Origin of the sequence: Streptomyces sp. ITFR-21 (assembly GCF_031844685.1) — a bacterium.
In the GTDB taxonomy this organism is placed as follows: Bacteria; Actinomycetota; Actinomycetes; order Streptomycetales; family Streptomycetaceae; genus Actinacidiphila.
This window is the reverse complement of record NZ_CP134605.1, coordinates 2,714,468-2,735,171: the sequence shown is the minus strand read 5'-3', so window position 1 is coordinate 2,735,171 and position 20,704 is coordinate 2,714,468. Positions and strand designations below refer to the sequence as shown.

Annotated in this window: 14 protein-coding genes and 1 pseudogene; 4 read left to right on the top strand and 11 right to left on the bottom strand. The window is 74.1% G+C overall.

What is annotated here, in order from left to right:
• Positions 1-210 precede the first annotated feature (210 nt).
• The 4 genes from RLT57_RS11900 (at position 211) to RLT57_RS11885 (ending at position 7,880) form a co-directional block, all read left to right on the top strand.
• Positions 211-2,565, top strand: coding sequence for a tetratricopeptide repeat protein (locus tag RLT57_RS11900; protein ID WP_311297366.1), 2,355 nt, complete (start codon positions 211-213; stop codon positions 2,563-2,565).
• 95 nt (positions 2,566-2,660) lie between these two features.
• Positions 2,661-4,490, top strand: a complete 1,830-nt coding sequence (locus tag RLT57_RS11895; protein ID WP_311297365.1) for a flavin reductase — start codon at positions 2,661-2,663, stop codon at positions 4,488-4,490.
• The gene (locus RLT57_RS11890; protein WP_311297364.1) at positions 4,487-6,589 is read left to right on the top strand and encodes a prolyl oligopeptidase family serine peptidase; all 2,103 of its coding nucleotides are present in this window, start codon (positions 4,487-4,489) and stop codon (positions 6,587-6,589) included. The genes RLT57_RS11895 and RLT57_RS11890 overlap by 4 nt, the downstream gene beginning before the upstream one ends.
• Before the next feature lie 7 nt (positions 6,590-6,596).
• Positions 6,597-7,880: an ATP-grasp domain-containing protein gene (locus tag RLT57_RS11885; RefSeq protein WP_311297363.1), complete on the top strand. Its 1,284-nt coding sequence runs from the start codon at positions 6,597-6,599 to the stop codon at positions 7,878-7,880.
• Between the two features lie 31 nt (positions 7,881-7,911).
• Here RLT57_RS11885 and RLT57_RS11880 read toward each other — a convergent pair whose 3' ends face one another.
• From RLT57_RS11880 to RLT57_RS11830, 11 genes and pseudogenes are all read right to left on the bottom strand, one after another.
• Entirely contained in the window at positions 7,912-8,739 is an 828-nt protein-coding gene (locus RLT57_RS11880; protein WP_311297362.1) for an alcohol dehydrogenase catalytic domain-containing protein, read from the bottom strand.
• Positions 8,740-8,886: 147 nt separating this feature from the next.
• Positions 8,887-9,204, bottom strand: a pseudogene (locus RLT57_RS11875) (AMP-binding protein); the annotation flags it as partial.
• Positions 9,205-9,651: 447 nt separating this feature from the next.
• Positions 9,652-10,731: an NADase-type glycan-binding domain-containing protein gene (locus tag RLT57_RS11870; RefSeq protein WP_311297361.1), complete on the bottom strand. Its 1,080-nt coding sequence runs from the start codon at positions 10,729-10,731 to the stop codon at positions 9,652-9,654.
• Between the two features lie 5 nt (positions 10,732-10,736).
• Entirely contained in the window at positions 10,737-11,300 is a 564-nt protein-coding gene (locus RLT57_RS11865; protein ID WP_311297360.1) for a phage tail protein, read from the bottom strand.
• Entirely contained in the window at positions 11,297-13,255 is a 1,959-nt protein-coding gene (locus RLT57_RS11860; RefSeq protein WP_311297359.1) for a putative baseplate assembly protein, read from the bottom strand. Before RLT57_RS11860 ends, RLT57_RS11865 begins: the two co-directional genes overlap by 4 nt.
• Positions 13,255-13,677 carry a GPW/gp25 family protein gene (locus RLT57_RS11855; protein WP_311297358.1) on the bottom strand — a complete coding sequence of 141 codons (423 nt, stop codon included), beginning with the start codon at positions 13,675-13,677 and terminating at the stop codon, positions 13,255-13,257. Before RLT57_RS11855 ends, RLT57_RS11860 begins: the two co-directional genes overlap by 1 nt.
• On the bottom strand, positions 13,674-13,988 hold the full coding sequence (locus RLT57_RS11850; RefSeq protein WP_311297357.1) for a PAAR domain-containing protein: 315 nt from the start codon (positions 13,986-13,988) through the stop codon (positions 13,674-13,676). The genes RLT57_RS11855 and RLT57_RS11850 overlap by 4 nt, the downstream gene beginning before the upstream one ends.
• Positions 13,989-14,234: 246 nt before the next feature.
• Positions 14,235-16,061: a VgrG-related protein gene (locus RLT57_RS11845; protein ID WP_311297356.1), complete on the bottom strand. Its 1,827-nt coding sequence runs from the start codon at positions 16,059-16,061 to the stop codon at positions 14,235-14,237.
• Positions 16,058-16,780 (bottom strand): LysM peptidoglycan-binding domain-containing protein, encoded by a 723-nt coding sequence (locus tag RLT57_RS11840; protein ID WP_311297355.1) that lies wholly within the window; start codon positions 16,778-16,780, stop codon positions 16,058-16,060. The genes RLT57_RS11845 and RLT57_RS11840 overlap by 4 nt, the downstream gene beginning before the upstream one ends.
• A 174-nt stretch (positions 16,781-16,954) precedes the next feature.
• Positions 16,955-17,380 carry a phage tail protein gene (locus tag RLT57_RS11835; protein ID WP_311297354.1) on the bottom strand — a complete coding sequence of 142 codons (426 nt, stop codon included), beginning with the start codon at positions 17,378-17,380 and terminating at the stop codon, positions 16,955-16,957.
• Positions 17,381-17,515: 135 nt separating this feature from the next.
• Positions 17,516-20,704 (bottom strand): hypothetical protein, encoded by a 3,189-nt coding sequence (locus RLT57_RS11830; protein ID WP_311297353.1) that lies wholly within the window; start codon positions 20,702-20,704, stop codon positions 17,516-17,518.

The following is a 20,704-nucleotide window of genomic DNA, read 5'->3' as shown; positions in this document are numbered from 1 at the left end:
TTGGCGTCAGGAGGTCACTCATGAAGGTCAAGGTTGCTGAGAAGCAGGACACCGTCCGCACCACCACGCCGTACGTCGCCGGCTAAGGCGATAGGCGGGGGGTCCGGGTCGCCGGGCCCCCCGCCGTTCTTTCCTTTCTGAAGATGTCATTTTCTTGATCCCCTTGATTCGTTTATCATCGCCACTTCTTCGGGAGCAGGAGTTACCCACATGACCGCTCGTCATTCGCGTGTCCGCCCCGAACTCTTCCGCGAGTTAGACCGGGCGACCGGGCTGCTCGACGCCGCGGACCCGGAGGGTCCGGTGTTCCTTCTGGTCGCCTCGCCTGGCGGCGGAGGGAAGGCCGACACCGTACGGGAGTGGCTCGCCTCCACGGACGGCGCGCTGTCGGGGCGGACGGTAGTGGCCGGAAACGGGCACAAGTACTCCCACGGCTACCTGGCCGGACTGCAGCCGCTGGTGGACCACGCCCTGGCCGTCGCCGAGACCGATGCCCCGGAGCTGGTCACCGCAGCCGAGCAGTCCCTCAAGCGCCTGTTTCCCCACCGCGACTCCCCGGCCTATGAGGTGCCCAAGGATCTCACCGGCGTCGCCGGCCGTGACGAGCGGACCCGGTTCTACTTCCACGAGTACCAGTCCAAACTCCTCAACGGGGTTTACGAGTTCCTCGATGCCTTCGCCAGTGCTGCCGAGCAGAGCCACGTTCTCGTCATCGACAACGCCGAGTCGCTGCCGCCGACGGTCACCCAGTTCCTGGAGATCGTGGCACACCGCAGAAGTCTGTGCCGGAACCTGACGATCGTCCTGCTGGTCGACGGCGACCCGGACGTCTGGCTCACCGCGAACAGCGCGACGGTGGCGCTGCCGCCGCTGTCGAAGCCCGAGGTGCGCCGAATGGTGGAAAGCTGGGGCTACGAGGCGCCAGCCGCCAAGCGACTCGAAGAACTGTGGCGACTCGCCCAGGGTCAGCCGGGCCGCTTGTCCGCGCTCATGCACTGTGCGCAGGCCGACGTCTCCCTGCCGGGATACCTCTCCTTCGAGACACACCTGGACCTTTATCTCAGCCTGCTCGGCGAGCGGCCCCGGTATGACCTGCTGGAGCGTCACATCCTGGATCACTGCACCGACGACGACCCCATCGCCGTGCGCAATTACGAGACCTTCGACGCCGGCGTCAAGGAACGCCTGCACCGGGAGGTGCTCGCCGCTCTGGCCGGGCGACCGGAAGAGGTCCTGCACCCGGTCCACCACCTCGCCCTGCGAGACACGTCCGACCAGATGGTGGCCCTGGCGTCGGTGTCGATCTCCCTCCAGGAGATCGGCCTCTACGACACCTGGTTCGACCTGTTCTCCCGCTTCTGGGCGGACCCACAGCTTCGGACGATGCCCGGCGGAGGGCAGATCCACAACCTCGTCTACCTGCGCATGGCGTTCGTGCTGTACTCGCTCGGGTTAGCCCACGTGTCGATTCCCTACCTCGACACCTTCTACCAGCACTTCCCTCAGAGCCTTTACACTCCGACCGTCCTGTATTCGCAGAGTATGGCCCACGGGAGGTATCAGTCGCCCCCGGATCTGACCACCGCGGAGCGGTTCGCTGTCCTCAACCTGGAAAAGATCAGCGGAGAATTCAGCGACCACCCAAAATACGAATACCTCAAGGTCTTCGCTGAGAATGCCCTCGCGTACATCAGGGCCCGCCAAGGAAATCCTGAAGAGGCCCTGCGGCTCTGCACCGAGGGCATGGAGCGGATGCACGACATCTACGGGGACGAGAAGTACGCACTGCACCAGTCGATCCTCGTATACAACACGGCGCAGATCTACGAGATGACGAAGGACTTCCCGAAGGCGTACGAAGTCTATCAGCGGACAATGGCCCTCGACCCGAATTACGGCGAGTACGCCAACGACCTGGCCAACATGCTGCAGCGCATCGGGCGGCATGACGAGGCACTGGAGTACTACGACCGGGCCATCTCACTGTGCCCGCCATACTACGAGGCCCACCTGAACCGGGCCCGCCTGCACGTGCAGCGCGGTGACGCGGAGGCGGCCGAGTACGACTTCGCCCGAGTGCTGGAGCTCAAGCCCGGAGAGTCGCGAGCCCACCTGGGGCTGGCCGTCCTGCGCCTCAAGCGAGGCGAGGCCGCTGAGGCGCTGGCGAGCCTGGACGCGGCGACATACCACGACCCGCGCAACGCGCAAGCATGGAGCAACCGGGGCCTGGCCCTGTCGCAACTCGGCCGCACCGAGGAGGCCGAGGAGAGCCTGCGGACAGCACTCGCGCGTGATCCCAAGCTCACCGAGGCGTGGAACAACCTCGCGGACGTGCTGTACACCGGCGGTCGGCCGCAGGAGTCCCTGACCTGCCTCGATCGCGCGATGGAGCTTTCCGACGACCCGGACTACGCCTACAACCGGGCTGTCCTGCGACTGGAGTCGGGCGATCCCGCCGGTGCCACCGAGGACGTGGCCCGCGCGGCGGAGCACGGCGCCGACGTCGCGGAGATCGACGAACTGCGCGCCCGAATTGCCAAGGCTTCGGGTACTCCGGCGAACTGACCGCAGGCCAGGACATGCCCGGACGTGTGCGCGCGAGGGCCGAACACTTACCAGGAGGACCGCCTGTGCCGGCCGTCGCACGCCCTGAGGGATCCGTGAACTCCCCTCTGCCCGTCCTGCTGTCGGCGTACTCGGTGAGCCAGCTCGGTAACTGGCTGTTCCGCACCGGTGTCGTCTACTACGCCTACAACCAGCACCACGGCTCCAACGCCCTGCTCACTACCGCCATCGTGCTGGTGTACCTGCCGGTTCTCTTCGGTTCGCGGCTGCTCGCCCCGCTCGCCGACCGCCGAGACACCCGGCGGACGCTGATCGGCCTGGACGGGCTGCGCGCCACAGTACTGACGATGCTGCTGATCGCCGTCTGGGCCGGCATCGGCTTCACCTCGGCGGTCACCATCGGCGTGATGGCGTTCCTCAGCCTGCTGACGCCGTTCTTCACCGCCTCCCAGACCGCGTACCTGCGCCGAGTGCTGCCCGCCGAGCGGATACCCGGCGCTCTGGCGGCGCTGTCACGGGTGGATTGGCTGACCTTCGTCCTGGGGACGGCTGCCGCGCCGCTGATGCTCCAGGTCACCAATTTGCCGGCGCTCATCTTTCTGGACATCATCACCTTCGTCGTCTCCGGACTCCTGCTGGTCAAACTGGCGACCGCCCCCACGGCCGACGGCGCCGGTCGCGGCGTACCGGGCTCGGGCGCCGGCCGACCGCGGCTGACCGCGAGCAGTCGGCTCCTGCTCGCCGGCGTGTTCGCGCTGAACGCTGGCGCGGGACTGATCAACGTCTACCCCAACGTCGTCGCCCGGGACTTCCTGGGCGGTGGGGCCTTTTGGCTGAGCGCCATCAACCTCGCCAACGGCGTCGGAGGCGTGGTCGGCGCCACGCTCGCCGGCCGGCTGCGCACCCAGCGGGGACTCCGTCCCGCGCTGGTGGCCGGGCTCGTGATCTCCGTATCGCTTGCCTGTATGACCTTCGTCACGACCGCCTGGGTCGCCATCGCGGCCAGTACCGTCATGCTCGGCGCCGGCCAGGTGTTCGCAGTACTCTTCCAGGCCCGGATCCTGGCGAACGAGCCGGTTGGCGTGGCCGGGCGGGTGTCCGGCTACTTCACCCTCGGCACATTCGCCGGGGTCACCGTCTCCGTCCTCATGTTCATCGGGATCGTCGACGTGGGCCCGATGAGGCGGTCCTTCACCGTGCTGCTGCTGGTGGCCGCAGTCTGCGCAGCGGTCGCCGCCGCGACCGGGTACGTCGCCGTCCGCCGCTACGGGAACAATGCCGCCGCCGCGGCCGACCCTCCCGAGCCGCCGCCGGCCGGTCAGACCCTCGCGGGCCCGGAAGCCGACGGCAAACTGGTCCGGCAGGCCGGACGGAGCTTTGCCACCGGCGTCGTGGTCGCCACCACGGTCTCCGACGGCGTACCGCACGCCACCACGGTCAACTCCTTCGCCACCGTCTCGCTGGACCCAGCCCTCGTGCTGGTCTGCTTCGACCACACCTCCAGGCTCGGAGCACTAGTCTCGCCGGGGACACCGCTGGGCCTCACCATCCTGTCCGCCCGCCAGGAGCACACCGCCCGTCACTTCGCCCGCGGCGACCGGCCGGACGGCGACGCCCAGTTCGCCGAGCATCCCTGGCGCGCGGGGGAGCGCACCGGTGCGCCGCTGCTCCAGAACGGCATGGGGTGGCTGGAATGCACCGTCCAGTCCGTCGTGCCGGCAGGCGATCACTCGATCGTGGTGGCCCGGGTATCGTCGTGGACACCGTCGGACGACGTTCCGCACGATCCGCTGCTCTTCTTCGGCGGCCGGTTCCGGGCACTCAACACGCACGTGGACGGATCCGGCCCCTCCCCGGACCTCCAGACAGAGGCACGTGAAAGACCGGACCACCAGGCAGCGGACCTCGAAGGCGCCGAGCGGTGACTGGGCGCTCCCCGGCCGCCCGCCGCGACGACCGCCCCCACAAGCTCCACGGACACCTCTACCACGACCCCTACCGGTGGCTGGAGGACGCCGACAGCCCGGAGACCACCCGCTGGGCCGCCGCGCAGCACGAGCTGTGCGAGCGCGCCCTGGCAGACCTGCCGGGACGCTCCGCGCTCCGCGCTCGCGTCACCCAGCTGATGGGAACCGGCCACGTCGGCTCGCCGGTCTGGCGGGGCGACCGCCACTTCCTCACCCGTCGCTCGGCCGACCAGGACCGCGCGCTGCTGCTGGTGGTGGAACCCACCGGCGAGGAGCGCGTCCTCATCGACCCGCTGCGCCTGGACCCGGCCGGCGGCACAACCCTGGACTTCTGGCTCCCAGACCGGGAGGGGCGGCGGCTGGCGTACAAGCTGTCCAGCGCGGGCAGCGAGGAGTCGCTGCTGTACGTGCTCGACGTCGCCACCGGCGGGTCCGTCGAGGGGCCGATCCCCGGCGCAGGCCACGGCGCCGTCGCCTGGCTCCCCGGCGGCGAGACCTACTACTACGTCCGGCAGCGACCCGCCGACTCGCAGCGTCCCGACGCCCGCCCGGAACGCCGTGTCCATCTGCACCGGGTCGGCGCCGACCCGGACCGCGAGGACGTACAGATCTTCGGGGAGGGGCAGCCCGAAGCCGACGAGTACGGTCTGACCGTCAGCGCGGACGGGCGCTGGCTGAGCCTGGGCACGTCTCGTGGCACCGAGAGCCGCAGCGACCTCTGGCTGGGGGACCTGACTGCGGGGTCGCCGCAGGCTCCCGAGTTCCGGCCCGTGCAGACCGGCGCCGACGCCGACACCGGGCTGTACATGTGGCGGGACGGGCGCGCCTACCTGTTCACCGATCGGGACGCTCCGCGGTCGCGGCTGTGCGTCGCGGACCCCTCGGACCTGGCCTACGAATCCTGGAGGGACCTGGTGCCCGAGGACCCGCAGGCGGTGCTCACCGACTTCGCCATCCTGGACGGGGCCGAGTTGGAGCGGCCGCAGTTGCTGGTCGGCTGGATCCGGCACGCGGTCAGCGAGGTCACCGTCCACGACCTGGAGACCGGTGCGTGGCTCAGCGCCGTGGAGATGCCGGGCGGCGGCTCCATCGGCGGCCTCTTCGAGCGGCCCGAAGGCGGCCACGAGGCATGGTTCTCGTACACCGACCATGCCTCGGCCGGGTCGATCCTGCGCTACGACGCCCGCGACCGCACCACCACGCTGTGGGCGGCCACCCCCGGCACGGTCGCGGTGCCCACGGTGGTCAGCTCCACGGTCACCTACCAGTCCGCCGACGGCACGGCCGTGCGCATGCGGATCGTCGAACCGTCTGACCGGAGCGGCCCGCGGCCTGCGATACTCTTCGGCTACGGGGGGTTCGGCTCGTCGATGGCCCCTGAGTACGACCCGGCGGTACTCGCCTGGGTGGAGGCCGGCGGCGTGCACGCGGTGGCCCATGTGCGTGGCGGCGGTGAGGAGGGCGAGGATTGGCACCGTGCCGGGGTCGGCGAGAACAAGCAGCGTGTGGTCGAGGACTTCATTGCCGCAGCGCTCACCCTGACCGACGGCGGTTGGACGACGGCGCCTCAGCTCGCCATCCACGGCGGCTCCAACGGGGGCCTGCTGGCAGCGGCCGCGGTCACACAGCGGCCCGAACTGTTCCAAGCGGCGGTCTGGGAGTCTCCCCTCCTGGACATGGTGCGCTACGAGCGGTCCGGGATGGGACACCTGTGGACTGCGGAGTACGGCTCTGCGGACGACCCCGAGCAACTCGGCTGGCTGCTGGGATACTCGCCCTACCACCAGGTAAGGCCGGGAACCGACTACCCGGCGATCATGATCACCGTGTCGGAGAACGACGCGCGGGTGGATCCGATGCACGGCCGGAAGATGTGCGCGGCGCTCCAGTACGCCGGCGCCGACGGGGCGCCGGTCCTGCTGCGCAGCGAGGCCGGTGCGGGCCACCGGGGGCGCTCGGCGAGCAGCGCGGCGGCACTGACCGCGGACGTGCTCGCCTTCGTCGCCCACCACACCGGGCTGGACCTGACCAGGCTGCCCTCGCCCCCATCCCAGTGAGGTTCCCATGACGGAAGAGCCAGCTGGCCGCGGCGTCGTCGCGATCGTCGACGCGTACTCCAGCGCCCGCTTTCTGGCCTCCGAGTTCCGCCGGCGCGGCTATAAGTGCATGCACATCAGAAGCGCACCCGTGGTCAACGCCTCCTACGCGCGCAGCTACCACCCGGAGGACTTCGTTGCCGAGGTCGTGCACCAGGGTGACACCGCGCGGACCGCCGCCATCGTGGCCGAATTCGGGCCGCTCTGCCTGCTGCCCGGCATCGAGAGCGGCGTCGAACTGGCCGACGCGCTGAGTGAGGCCCTGCACTTACGGACCAACGGCACTCAGTTGAGTGGGTCCCGTCGGGACAAGTACCTGATGGGCGAGCGCATTCGGGCTGCGGGGGTGCCGACTGCCGAGCAGATCCTGGCCACCGACCTCGACACCCTACTCAACTGGCAGAAGAAGTCCGACGGCCGCATGGTCGTACTGAAGCCGCTGCGCAGCGCGGGCAACGACGGGGTGCGCTTCTGCGACGGTGCCGACCAGGTGCGCGCCGCCTTCGAGACGCTCATTGGCACCGACAGCGCTTTGGGCACGCACAACACCGAGGTACTCGCGCAGGAGTACCTTCCCGGTGCCGAATACCTCGTCAACACCGTCAGTTTCGACGGCCGCCACCATGTCACCGACCTGTGGCGGATGCATCATCTCAGCGCCAACGGTGTCCGCGACCTCGGCGCGGGCGCGGTCCTTCTGCCGCGTCACGGCGTGGAGCAGGACGCATTGGTCGACTACGCCGTGCGGGTCCTCGACGCGCTGGGGGTGCGCAACGGCCCTGCCCACAGCGAGGTCAAGCTGACTCCAGACGGGCCGAGGCTGATCGAGACGGCCGCCCGGATATGCGGTGCAGACCTCCACATCCCCGTCCGTGCGGCAACCGGCGCCAGTCAGATCGAATGGACGGCCGACGCCTATGTCGACCCCGACCGCTTCCGGGCAGGATGGGCTGACGACTACGAGCTCTCGCGGCATGCCGGCCTGGTTAACATGATCTCGCCCACGGCCGGAGAGCTCGCCAACTATCCCAGGATGGCCGAGTTGCAGGCGCTGGACAGTTTCCACAGCCTGACGCTGAGCGCCCAGCCCGGAGGCGCGATCCACCGCACGGTGGACGACTGGACGTACCCGATGCGCGTGTTCTATGTCCACGCCCTGGAGAGCACGGTCATGCACGACATCCTCAGCACCCGCCACATGGACGGTCACGGCTTCTACGACGTTGTCCCCGCACCGGCGGCCACATCCTGAAAGGTGTTTTAGAGCTCGTAACACGATCATGTCATGGCTTTCTTGGCGCGCCGCCAGCAGATGAGTGTGCAGCCCAGCGAGACGGCGGGGCTCGGCGAGGTGGAGGTGATCCGCTGTCCGGCCGACGGCCGGCCGCGGTGGTGGACCTTCCGGGCGCCGGTCTCCTGGACCCCGGCTGGCCGCGCGCCTCACCGGTTTCGCGGGTGGGGGGCCTGAGGCGCCCGATGACGCGCGCTCCGGCCAGCTGGGCCAGGGCGGCGGCGGCCAGACCGACCGGCCCGCTGCCCTGGACGACCACCGTCTCCCCGAGCCGCACCGGCCGCCGCCCGCCGAGCGCGTGCACCATCGTCGGACCCGCGCAGGCGAAGGACATGGCGGCCACCGGGTCGATCCCGGCGGGCAGTCTGATCACCGTGGTGCCCGGTTCCAGGCTGATGAAGTCCCCCCAGGAGCCGCGCAGCGGGGACTCCTCGGTGACGGGCCTGTTGACGCCGTACGTCCGCCGGTTCGCGCACAGGGTCGGTTCACGCAGGACGTGGCAGGCGTGGCAGGCGTGGCAGGCGTGGCAGGCGATGGACGAGGCCCACATGACGGTGTCGCCGACCGCGAGCGCGTCGCCGTTGGCGTCCCGGTCCGTGCCGGTGCCCAGCGCGTGGACGGTGCCCAGTCCCTCGTGGCCGAGCACCAGCGGTGTGGGGACGTCCAAGTGGCCGCTGGCCGGGTGCAGATCGGTCCCGCAGATGCCGGCGTACCGGCAGGCCACGGTGAGACCGCCCGGCGTCGGCGGCGGCACGTCGAACGAGGCCAGTTCCGGCGGGTTCGTGAAATTCGTGAGGACGACGGCGCGAGCAGTGGTCACAAGGGGTTCCCTTCTTCGTTTCTCGTTCTCCCGGGCGGTCCGGAAGGCGGTGGGTCCGGTACGTCAGCGGGGCGGCGGGTCCACTGTCCACGATCGGCCGGTCCGCCTCGATCGGCAGCGGCCGGGTGTCCCGGCCCACCAGGTACTCGGGACGGGACCCGTGTCCCCCGGCGGGCAGGAGGCGTACGTCACGTCGACGGCGGCCTCGGTCGGGCCGTACAGGTTCTTCCGCCGCAGCCCGCGGCACGCCCCGGCGTCCGGTCCGGCCAGGAAGTGGTCCAGCATCGAGGGGACGAAGTGCGCCACGGTGACACCCGTCGCGCGGATGGTACGGGCCAGCCGGGCCGGGTCCCGGTGCTCGCCGGGCTCGGCCACGACGAGCACGGCGCCCTCGCGCAGCGGCCAGAACAGCTCCCAGACGGAGACGTCGAAGCCCGCCTGCGTCTCGTGCCGGACACGGTCGCCGCTCGGTCAGGGTCAGATCGCGCCGCAGATTTCCCTGGTAGGCGCTTTCGTGCAGCCAGTGGTAGGGGATGACCGGAAGTCCCGCGGCGCCGTGGAAAAGCCGGTGCCGGGAGATATGGCGGCCGACGAGGGGGCAGCACCCGGTGCCGAGCGGCCTGGTCCACGAAGGCGCCCCAGTCGAATTCCCCGCCGTGCTCGGCCAGCAGGGCGCGGATATGGTCCAGCCGGGGAGCATCGAGGGAGATACGGGCAAGAGCGCGGAGCAGTTCGGATTCCCCGTTCAACGGGAAGGAAGCCTTTCGAGGCAGACGCGGAACGCTCCGGCTCACCATGGTGACGAAGGAGGCGCCGGATGGCAGACGACACGTCACAGGGTCCCCGGTGCGGTCGGCGGTATCCCGGTTCCGCGGTCGCCGCGAACGGCCGCCGGGCCGGTGGCGGGTGTGCTCAGTCCCGTTGGTAGAACTCGACCTCCGCGAGGGCGACATGGCGGCCCCGCGTGAGACCGGTGACCGACGACAGCACCAGTCGGACACTCACCACGTCGCTGATCCCGGTCTCGAAGGTCTGCGCCTTCGCCTCGTCGGTCAGGTCGAGCGTCTTGTGGTGCGTCCGGTGGTCCGTGGAGGTCACCGTCATCTCCATCCGGAGCGCTCGGGCCTCCCGCTCGTACTCCGGCTGCGACGTGGAGGCGCCGTTGGTGATGATGACGTCGACCAGGCGGACCGGCTGACGGAAGGTGTACGTCACCGAGGCGCCCGGCTCCGGCATCCCCCAGTAGCGGTTGCTGATGCCGTCCGTGGTGTTGGCCGCCGGGTGCGAGCGCAACTGGGAGCTCGCCACCACGGCCTTCGGGGTGACCTCCTTGGTGCCGTCGAGCTTGTCCAGGGTGGCCTCGAAGAGAGCGTGTCCGGCGGGCAGCAGCAGGATCCCGGCCGCACACAGTGCCACGACCACGACCAGTATCACCAGCAGCCGGACGGCCCGCCCGGAGCCGGCCCGTACCCGGCGGCGCAGCGGCCGGATCGTCCGCCACCACGGCACTCGGGCCTCGGCCGGCGCCGGGGCCAGCGGCGTCGCGCAGTGCCGGCAGAAGCGGCGGCCCGGCGGGTTGGGCGTGCCGCAGGCGGGGCACGGCGGTCCGGCGACCTCTGACGGCGCCGCCGCCGAGCGCGCCACCGGGCGCGGTGCGACCGGCCTCGCCGGCTGCACGGGCAGCACCGGTTCGGGCGGCGGCGCGGCCGGGCCGGTGGACGCGGTGGGTGCGCCGGGTGCGGCGGACGTGCCCCGCGCGGTCTGCGCCGCCGAACCGGCCTGCGCCGCCGAACCGGCCTGCGCCGCCGAACCGGCCTCCGGCGTGGGCGGCGCGGACCCGGCAGGCGGCGCGGACGGCGTGGGCGCCCCGGCGCGATCGGGCGCCGCGGACGTGCCGCGTGCCTCGTCGGACCAGCCCAGATACGTCCCGCAGTTGCCGCAGAAGTCGTCGCCGGGTTGATTGGGCGCGCCGCACGAGGGACAGGAACGCACGGAGCTCACCTTCCTTCGTCGGTCGGCGGGCCGGGCAGGACCTCCACCCGGCAGGACACGTGCACCGGGCACAGCGCCCGGACGACATCGCGGACCCGGTCCTCGTCGACGGGCCGGTCGCGGTCCGGCCACACCCGCACCACCACCTCGCCGGGCGGCTCCGGCGGCAGTTCGGCGCCCGCCGTGCGGGACCAGAGCGCCCCGCCGTCGCCGGTGACGTCGGCGTTCACCGCCAGGGTGAGCCGCAGCCGCTCCACCAGGCCGCGCCGGGTGCCGCGCCAGCGGTGCAGTTCCACCGCCCGGACCACCGCCTCGCGGCGCAGCTCCGGCGGCCACCGCGGGTCGTCGTCGGCGCCCACCCACGACGCCAGCCAGGCCAGGAAGTCCAGCGGCGCCACCCGCGGGTCCAGATACCCGGGCAGGTTGTCGAGGGTGGCGAAGACCGGGGCGAGCACCGTGTCCAGACCGGCGGTGAACCGCTGCGCGAAGTCGTCGTCGGCGTACAGCGCGGGCAGCAGGCCGCCGATCGGATACCGGCTCGGCAGACCGGGCACCGCCGCGCGGCTCATGCCCCTGCCTCCGGTTCAACCGCCTGTACGACCACTTGGTGCTGGTGGGAGAACACGAGTGCGCCGGGGGCCACGTCGACGCGGCTGGCCGGCGCGCCGCGCCGACCGGTGATCGGGTCGGCCGGGAACAGCCGGATCTCCTCCACCAGCGCGTTGCCGGCGGCGCGTTGCAGCACGCCGAACACCTCCCCGTACTGCACCGGCCGCCCGAACGGCCATCCGGTGCCGTCCGGGCCGCCGCGCAGCGGGTCGAGGTGCCGGAACAACGCCGTCAGCGCCGCGTCCCGCACCCGGTCGGTGTCGCCGGGCGCCGCCGCGAGCCGGGCGACCACGGTCACGCCCTGGTAGACCGGCGGCTCCACCACCAGCCGGGTCCCGATCAGCCGCCGCTCGTCCAGGCTCGCGGTGATCGCCTCGAGCACCTGCTGCGAGGGGATCAGCTGCTCGAAGCGGAGCCGGTCGCCCTCGTCGGCCACCGCGTCCGGCACCACCAGCACCCGCACCGCGCCCGCCCCCTGCGCGGCGGGCAGGCAGCGCACCCGGCGCACCGAGGGGGCCGCCTGCCGGCTGATGATCTCGTAGTCCTCGGCGGTGACCGCCCGTTCCTGCATCCGCAGCGCGTCGGGGGCCCGCAGTTTGGCGTTGGCCAGCGTCTCGCCGTCCACCCCGCCGCGCGCCGCCTCCCGGTTGGCGACCCGGGCGATGTACGGCACGGAGCTGCGCAGCACCGAGATCGCGCCGCGGGCGACGTTCCCGGCCGGACCGCCGCCGGTGCGGAAGCGGGCCACCCGGATCCGGGCGCCCTTGTCCGGCACCGCGCCGCACAGCCGCAGGCTGCCGTCCGGTTCGCGCAGCGCCGGCGGGAAGGAGAACTCGCCGGTGGCGGCGTCCACCCGGACGTGCCGGTCGGCGGGGCCGGAGCGGCCGAAGTGCTCCACCACCTCCCACCGCTGCCATCCCTCGGCGGAGGAGACCTCCACCACCGGCGGCCCGCCGTCGAGCAGGACCGGCAGCCTGCCGAGCCGGAACGTCTGGCCCGCGACCCCTTCCGACGTGCCGATCTGCACATCGGTGACGGTCTCGGCGTGCTCCACGGAGGTGGTGCCGCCGACCGTGAACACCGTCGCCTCGCGGATCGTCGGGGACTCGGAGTAGAACGGCTGGCCCGGCTCGGCCTCGGTGACCCGGCAGCGCAGCCAGCCCGCCCGGGTGCCGCCGACCACGGACGCGGCGTGCCCGGACGGCACGTACACGATCACCTCGCCGGGCCGGTTCAGGCCGCCGGTGGTGTCCGCGCCGGTCTCGCATCCGCGCCAGCCAGCGCCGTCCCACGCCTCCCACACCAGGGGCGGCTGCCGCGGGTCCACGCCGACGCCCTCCACCCGGCTGTCCAGGCGGACCGCGACCACGCAGCGCGGCACCGCCGTGGGCAGGCCGAACAGCAGCGCGTCACCGGGTTCGGGCGCCGCCCGGAAGCACCGCACGTCGCGGCCCTCGGACAGCGCGGCGGTCCTGTCGGTCTGCCCGCCGCTGTGCGGCGCGGTCACCAGCCGGACCAACTCGCTGGGCAGGATGCGCAGTTCGTCCGTGGTGGCGAACACCACCGGCTCCTGCGCGTCGCCGTCCCCGGTGGTGACCTCGGTGCCGGCCGGCAGCGTCACCGTGTCCGGCTGCGGCGCCGACAGCCAGAAGTCGACGTCGGCGGACGCCGCCGCCGGCGGAAACAGGCGGATGCCCAACAGGTCCAGGAACGCGGTGTAGTTCTTGTCCGGCACCCGGTTCAGCCGGTACAGCAGCTGGTCCACCAGGTAGGCGAACGTCTCGATCAGGGTGACCCCCGGGTCGGAGACGTTGTGGTCGGTCCACTCCGGGGCGCGCTGCTGCACATAGCGCTTCGCCTCGTCGACGAGCTGCTGGAAGCGCCGGTCGTCCAGGTTGGGGGAGGGCAGGGCCATCAGTCCGCCACGGCTTCCTCGGCCCCCTCCTCGGAGGGGATCGTGTAGAAGGGAAAGACCAGGTTGCGCCGGTCGTTGGTGGAGCGGACGGTGTAGCGCACGTCGATGTAGAGGGTGCCGGCGTCCACCGCGTCGAAGGCCACCACCACCTCGTCCACCCCGATCCGCGGCTCCCACCGCTCCAGCGCCTCGCGCACCTGCCGGGCGATCCGCCCCGCGGTGGCGCCGTCGCCGGGCGCGAAGACGTACTCGTGGATGCCGCAGCCGAACTCCGGGCGCATCGGGCGCTCGCCGGGCGCGGTGCCGAGCACCAGCCGGATCGCCTCCTCGATCTCCCGCTCCCGCTCGACCATGGCGATCCCGCCGGTCGGCCCGACCCGCAGCGGGAACGCCCAGCCGCGCCCGATGAACCGCTCGCTCACAACGGGCCCCCGATCAGGACGTTCACCGCGCCCAGGGCCACGGTCGCGGTGCACGCCGTGGTGTCCCGCATCCGCGCGGCCGGCAGCCCGCCGATCAGGACGGCGCCGGCCGTGAGCGCCGCCGGGTTCGGCAGGATCACGTTGAGCGGGCCGAGCTCGGGATGCTGCGGGCACACGTGCAGGCTGCCCTCGACCGCGGCGGGCCGCCCGCCGATCAGCACCCGCGCGACCACGGCGGCGACCGGTGGCGGCGGGGCGGTGATCACCCCCGCGTGGCTGGTGGGGTCGCCGATACGGGCTGCGGCGGGCATACCGGGCTCCTGGGGGAAGGTCGCGGCCCGCGAGGGGGCCTGGTGTCGGACGGCTGTCGGTGGTGGGCGGCGGCTCGGTGGTCGGTGCCGGTGCCGGTGTCGGTGTCGGTGGGCGGTGGCGGCCCGGTGGTCGGTGTCGGTGGTCGGTGGTCGGTGTCGGTGCCGGTGTCGGTGGGCGGTGGCGGCCCGGTGGTCGGTGTCGGTGGTCGGTGGTCGGTGGTCGGGCGGTCGACGGGTCGGCGGGCGTCAGTTGATCCGGATGAGGTCCGCCTTCAGCACCCCCAGCAGTCCGCCGTCGACGGTGACGTCCGTCTGCCCGGTCACGCTCACCGACCGGCCGCCGACCGTGACCGCCGCGGTGGCGTCGATCTCCACGGTGCCGCCCTTCACCCGGACCGCGCCGGTCCGCGCGTCGAGCGTGATGCCGCTCCCGTCCAGCAGCACCGAGGACAGCGGTCGCCGGCCGCCGGCCGCGTACACCGTCAGCTCGATCCGGTGGTCGCGGTCGTGCAGCAGCACCTCCAGCCGCCCGTCCGCGGTACGCAGCCGCACGCCGGCCGGTCCCGGCGCGGGGACTTCGAGCAGCTCCACCCGGTGGCCGGAACGCGACGCCAGCGAGCGGCGGTTGACCTTGCCGCTGCCGCGGTCCACCAGGGGAACGTCGTGCGGCGCCGGGTGGTCCACGCCGTTGTAGAGGCCGCCGATGACGTACGGGCTGTCCAGCAGACCCTGTTCGAAGCCGACCAGCACTTCGTCGTTGACCTCGGGGCTCACCACACCGCCGCCGCCCCTGCCGCCCCACTGCACGGTCCGCACCCAGTCCGTCACGTACGTGTCGTCCAGCCAGGGGAACGTGAGCCGCACCCCGCCCTGCTGCGCGCCGCCCGGCTCCTGCACGTCCGTCACCACGCCGATCGCCAGCCCCGGCATGCGCGGGCCGCGGCCGGGCGCGTTCGCGCCGGTGACCAGGCCCGCCAGCGACCGGTCCGGGCTGGCGCTGACCCACACCGTGGTCCGGTAGCCGCCGTGCGGCTCCAGGCTGTGCCGCACCGCCGTCGCGGTGTACCGGCCGGAGAACGCCTTCCCCACGTTGCCGAGCGCGACCGGCCGCCCCGCCCGCAGCCGCGGGTTGCCCTCGGCCACCGCCTCCAACTCCGCGAAACCGGCGCTGACCTGGGCGGCGATGGAGTCCGCCGCCGCCGCGGTCTCGGCCTGCGTGCGGTACGGGGTGTCCGTCACCGTCAGCTTCGCCGACGGCCCGAACCGGGCGCCGGACGCCGGGTCGAGTCCGGGCAGCACCGTCTCGCTGGTCACCGACGGGTGCCGGGCCACCAGCGGGGTCCTGGTGGTGACGTCCCAGCCGCGCACCTCGACCGTGCCCGCGCCGTCCGCGCCCGACAGCGCGGCCCGCAGCGCCAGCAGGTTGCGCCCGTACTCCAGCACCATCGGGCTCTGCGTGGCCGGGGTGGACGGCGCGGGTGCGCCCGCCGCCCGCTCGGGCCGGGTGAACTGCAGCAGGCCCTGGTCGTCGACCCGCACCTGCGCGCCGTTCTCGCCGGCCAGGTACTGCAGGAAGTCCCAGTCGGAGACGTTGGCCTGTGACAGCTGCCCGTACGTGACCGCCGACGCCTCCACCTTCCCGCAGGTCAGACCCGCCCCGGCGGCGACCTTGCGGACGATGGCGGCGGCCGTCATGTTCCGGTACGCCACCACCTTGCGGCCGCGCTGCAACCGGTGCGCCCGGGAGTACGCCCGCAACACCGTGAACGAGCCCGTGCTGTCCCGGTCGATCTCCACCGCCGTCACCTCGCCGTTGAACAGCCGCTCGCGGGCCCGCCCGCCGGCCGTCACCACCGACACCCGCAGCACCGTGCCCAAGGTGATGCCGGTGGACGCCAGGAACTCGTTGTCGGGATCGCGGTAGGTGAGCAGCGCCGTGTCCGGCAGGCCCACGTTCTCGTCCACCACGCAGCTGACCAGCTGCGCCGCCCAGGCCGGCGGCAGTTCGCCGGGCGCCTCCACGACGGGGTCCGCCGCGAACGACCGGCCGCCGCGCGCCTCCGGCGTGCTCACCGCTCCTCCTCGGCGCCCGCGTCCCCCAGTGCCGGCACCACCAGTTCGGTGCCGGGCGCCAGGGCCATCGGGTCGTCGATCCCGTTCGCCTCCGCGATCGTCCGCCAGGCCGTCGCGTCGCCGTACTCCCGCCAGGCCAGCAGCGCCAGGCTGTCCCCGGCCACCACGGTGTGCGTGCTGCGGGCGGTGCGCGCGCCGGAGGTCGGGTTCTGGCCCGGCGGGTCGACGCTCGCCTCCTCCACCGTCAGCGAGCACGTCGCCCGCAGCGGTGTGCCGTCCACGTCGAAGAGCGTGTACGTCACCGACAGGCTCGACAGCACCCCGTCGAACGCGGTGCTGCGGGCCGTACCCCACTCGAACCGCACCCACGGGCTCGCCGGCTTCTTCCGCCCCAGGCTGGCCGGGGTCGGCACGCACGCCTTCATCAACTTTTCCACCGCCCGCTCGACCGAGTTGTCGTGGGTCGAGGTCGCGTCAAGGAAGACCTCCAGGCTCAGCTCCCGCGGCCCGCTGCCGACGAACTCGGGCAGCGCCGACTCCCCGGCCATCCGCGACGGGCTGCGCCGCCACTCGGTGGTCTTGCGCAACTGGAGCGTGGTCGGGTTGAACTGGAGGTCGAGCTGCTCGATCGTGCCGCCGGGCCTGGCCCCGACCGACGCCGGGGGCTCCTTCAGCGTCAGCTGGGCCCGTGCCCGGCTGGTGCGGACCGCGGAGGACATGTCCTGGGGGCTCCTTCCGTACGGATCGTGGCGTGGTCGACTGTCGGTCAGTCGGTCAGTCGGTCGGTCGGTCGGTCGGTCGGTCGGTCAGTCGGTCGGTCGGTCGGTCGGTCGGTCGGTCGGTCGGTCAGTCGGTCGGCCGGACGGGTGCCGGGGTGCCGGGGGCGGCGGGTCTCAGGAGGGGCGCAGCCCCCCGTGGGCGATCTCCAGCGTCTCCACCGCGGGCTGCGAGGAGGACGGGTCGAAGGACGGCCCCTGCCAGCGCACCGGCACGATGCCGAGCACCTGCCAGCTGATGATCCGGGTCAGGTCGGGCTTCAGCGCCACGATCTCGCCGTCCTTGGGCTCCACCCGCCGCAGCGTCTCGTCGAGCCAGCGCCCGATCTTCGCCGTGTCGGCGGTGACCGGCCGGGTCAGCGTGATGTTCGACCAGGTGACCCGGCCGGGCAGCTGCCAGGTGAAGCCGTTGTTGCCGCCCTCGGCGTAGCTCTCCAGCTCCACCTCGGCGCCCATGCCGGAGCAGGTGTGGAAGGCACCCAGGTCGTTGCCGCCGATCGCGAGCCGGAAGAACACGCTCGTGGCGAAGATGTTGTCCGTCATCGGTTGGCCATCCGTTCGGTGTCCTCTGCGGTCTCGATGGTCTCGGCGGTCTCGGCGGTCTCGGCGCTCCTGCTGTTCCCGGCGTCCGCGGCGTCCTCGGTGCCTTCCGCGTCCGCGGCGTCCTCGGCGGTGTCCTCAGCGGCGTCCGTCGTACGGGCGGCCGGTACGTTCCCGGCCGCGGCGCAGGTCGGCGCGCAGCAGCCGGGACATCGGCTCCAGCAACCGCCGCGCCAGGTCGTCCAGGTCGGTCCCGGGCTCCGGGGCGGAGGCCGCGGCCCGGTCCGGCGCCGCCCTTCCCCCGGCGGGCGGCGGAGCGGCGGACCGCGGCTGCACGGGCACCGCCCTGACCGGTACTCCGGCCGGTACGGCGGGGGTACCGCCGGACACCTCCCGCTGGACGGCCGGCCCGGCCGGACCGCCGGCGCGCCGCGGCGGCGCGGTGGCGCGGCCCGCGCGGACCACGGGCACGGGCGGCGCGGAGGACGCGGGCGGCACCGGCGGACGGCCCCGGAGCGGGAACGCGTTCGGGTCGGACACCGGCAGCGCGTACGGGCGTACGGGCGCGCCCGCGGCGGCGGTTCGCCGGCCGGGGGCGTCGGGGCGTACGACGGGAACGGGCGCGGGCGGGCGCGGGCGGACGGGGTGGGCCGCGGGGGAGCGGCGCGGGTCCGGCGCGGGGGAGCGGCGCGGGTCCGGCGCGGGGGAGCGGCGCGGGTCCGGCGCGAGGGAGCGGCCGGCGGCCGGACCGGTCGCGGCGGCGTGCCGCGGGTCCGGTACGGCAGCCGGTTCGCGGCTCCAGGCCGCGGCCACGACGGGAGGCCGGGCGGCGTCCGGGGGCGCCGCGGCCCCCTCGGGCGCCCGGGTGCGGACGCCGAGCGGGCGCGCGGCGAGCAGCGCGAGGGCGCGGGGCGCCGATGGCGCGGACAGGGCGCCCGCCGGCCGCACGGCGCGCGGCCGTCCGTCGGCGCCGGGCGCGACGGCGCGGGCGACGACGACCGGTCCCAACGCCCAACGACCGCCGCGGGCCGGCGGGTTCGTCCCGGCGCCGCCCGCTGCCGTCCGAGCGGGCGGACCCGGCGGGGGCCCGGCCGGGGTCACGCGCGCTACGGGGGCGGCGGCCGGTACGGGTCCCGCGGCCGGCGGGCCGCCGCGCCGCACCGGCGGAGGGGCGTCGGCCCGCGCGCTGCCCGGCGGCGGAGCGGAAGCCGCGCCGGCCGTGCGGGGATGGGCGACCGGGCCCGGCCCGCCGCCGCCCGCCGCGCCCAGCAGCGGCGCGGTGCTCGCGCCGCTCCCGGAACGGGGTTGCGGACCGGCCGGACGCACGGCCGGACGCTGCCCGGAGTCGCCCTCGCGGCGCCCGCCTGCGGTCGGCGGCAGCGCCGGCAGCGGCGCCCCCAGACCGCCTCGGGCGCGGACCCCGGCGCCGGCCGGCCGGCGGGCGGCCGGGGGCGCGCCCGCGGCGGCGGGCCCGGGTTCCGCGGTGTCCGCTCGGCGCTGCACGACCGGCGGGAGTGCCGCGCCGACGCCGCGGGCCGGGAGCGCGCTTGACGCGGCGGGATCGGGCCCGGGGGCGTCCGCTCGGCGCTGCAGGGCGGGCAGCGGCGTCCCGCGGCGGCCGAGGGTCGGGTCGGGGGTCGGGAGCGCGCCGGTCGTGGTCGGCTCGGGGTCGGCCGTGTCTGTCCGGCGGCGTACGACCGGTGGGGGTGTGCCGAGGTTGCCGCGGGTGGGGGTTGCCGGGGTCGGCCGGGTTTCGGGGGCGTCCGTTTGTCGTTGTGCGGCCGGTGGGGGTGTGCCGAGGGTGCCGCGGGTGGTGGTCCCGGTTGGGTCGGGGGTCGGGAGCGCGCCGGTCGTGGTCGGCTCGGGGTCGGCCGTGTTTGTCCGGCGGCGTACGACCGGTGGGGGTGTGCCGAGGTTGCCGCGGGTGGGGGTTGCCGGGGTCGGCCGGGTTTCGGGGGCGTCCGTTTGTCGTTGTGCGGCCGGTGGGGGTGTGCCGAGGGTGCCGCGGGTGGTGGTCCCGGTTGGGTCGGGGGTCGGGAGCGCGCCGGTCGTGGTCGGCTCGGGGTCGGCCGTGTCTGTCCGGCGCTGTACCGCCGGCAGGGGTGCGCCGAGGTCACCGCGGGTGGGGGCCGGCCGGGGGGAGGGCGCGGGCGGGCGCGCGCCCGCCGGCCCGGGGCCGGGCGCGTCCGTCCGGTCCCGTACGACGGGCAGGGCCGGTCCTGCCGCGTGCCCCGACCCGGTCGGCGGGCGGGGCGGCCGCGGTCCGCCGGGCGGCAGCGGCGTCGCGGTGGAGGGGAGTTCGGCCAAGGGCGCGCCCAAGGTCGTCCGGCCGCCGCCCGGTCGCCCACGGTCCCCGGCGGGCGGCGCGGCCGCCGCCTCCGGCGCGGGCGTGGGCGCCGTCGTGGCGGCGCGCAGGGCCGGGATCCGCCGTACCGGGCCGGACGTCGCGCGGGCGACGGTCAGCGGGGGGCCCAGCGGGCGGGGACGTACGGGCGCGGCACCGTCGCCCCGGGGCTCCGGTGCCCCCGGCACGCGGGTCGGGGTCGTGGCGCCCGCGGCGGGTGGCACCGCGGCGATCCTCCGCACCACCGGAAGGTCCGCGCCGGCCGCAGGGCGCCGGGCGCCGGCGGCCTCCGTCGCGTTGACCCGGACCGGCGGCCGCGGTGCGGAGCGGGACGCGAGGGCGGCCGCGGCGGCCGTCCCGCGGCCGGGCGGAGTGCCGTGTCCGCGCGGCGTACCGGCCGCCGTGTCCTCCGGCCCGCCCGGCCCCGCCGAACGGACCGGTGGGGTACGGGCGGCGCGGCCGCCGCCGGGCTCCGCCCCGGCCGGCGGCCCGCTCCCGGCGGCGTCCGGGGCGTCGTGCGCCGGGGCCGTGCGCACCGCCCGCAGCAGCAGCGGGCCGCCGCCGTCGCGGGCGGCGCGCGGCGGGGCGGGGCGGGTGACGCCGTGGACCAGGCCGGCGGGTGCGGAGGGCAGCAGCGCGTGGCCGAGGCCCGTGTCGAAGGACGGGTTCCGCCAGGACGCGAGGCCCGCGCGGAAGGCGAGGCCGTCGCTCACGCCGAGCCGGTCGCGGGCCGTGGCCAGCGTCAGCCGCGGCGGCGGCGTCCGGCGCCACCCGCCGTCCCAGTCCGCGGGCACGGAGGCGGCCGCGGGCACGGGGCCGGGCGCGGCCCCGCCCGCGGGGCTGGGGCCGGAGCCCGAGCCGGCCGCCCCGCGCGGCGCCTCCGTCGGCCCGCCCGCTCCGGCCGCCGCGCCCGGCCCCGTACCCGTGCCGCCGTCGCCGGTCGCCCTTTTGGCTCGCCGGCGCCATACGTCCCGCCTTGCCAT

What these genes read in the sequence shown, in the direction of transcription:
- RLT57_RS11900 (WP_311297366.1), top strand. Translation starts at nt 211, where the DNA reads ATGACCGCTCGTCATTCGCGTGTCCGCCCCGAACTCTTCCGCGAGTTA.
- RLT57_RS11885 (WP_311297363.1), top strand. Translation starts at nt 6,597, where the DNA reads ATGACGGAAGAGCCAGCTGGCCGCGGCGTCGTCGCGATCGTCGACGCG.
- RLT57_RS11865 (WP_311297360.1), bottom strand. Translation starts at nt 11,300, where the DNA reads ATGAGCCGCGCGGCGGTGCCCGGTCTGCCGAGCCGGTATCCGATCGGC.
- RLT57_RS11860 (WP_311297359.1), bottom strand. Translation starts at nt 13,255, where the DNA reads ATGGCCCTGCCCTCCCCCAACCTGGACGACCGGCGCTTCCAGCAGCTC.
- RLT57_RS11850 (WP_311297357.1), bottom strand. Translation starts at nt 13,988, where the DNA reads ATGCCCGCCGCAGCCCGTATCGGCGACCCCACCAGCCACGCGGGGGTG.
- RLT57_RS11840 (WP_311297355.1), bottom strand. Translation starts at nt 16,780, where the DNA reads ATGTCCTCCGCGGTCCGCACCAGCCGGGCACGGGCCCAGCTGACGCTG.
- RLT57_RS11835 (WP_311297354.1), bottom strand. Translation starts at nt 17,380, where the DNA reads ATGACGGACAACATCTTCGCCACGAGCGTGTTCTTCCGGCTCGCGATC.
- RLT57_RS11830 (WP_311297353.1), bottom strand. Translation starts at nt 20,704, where the DNA reads ATGGCAAGGCGGGACGTATGGCGCCGGCGAGCCAAAAGGGCGACCGGC.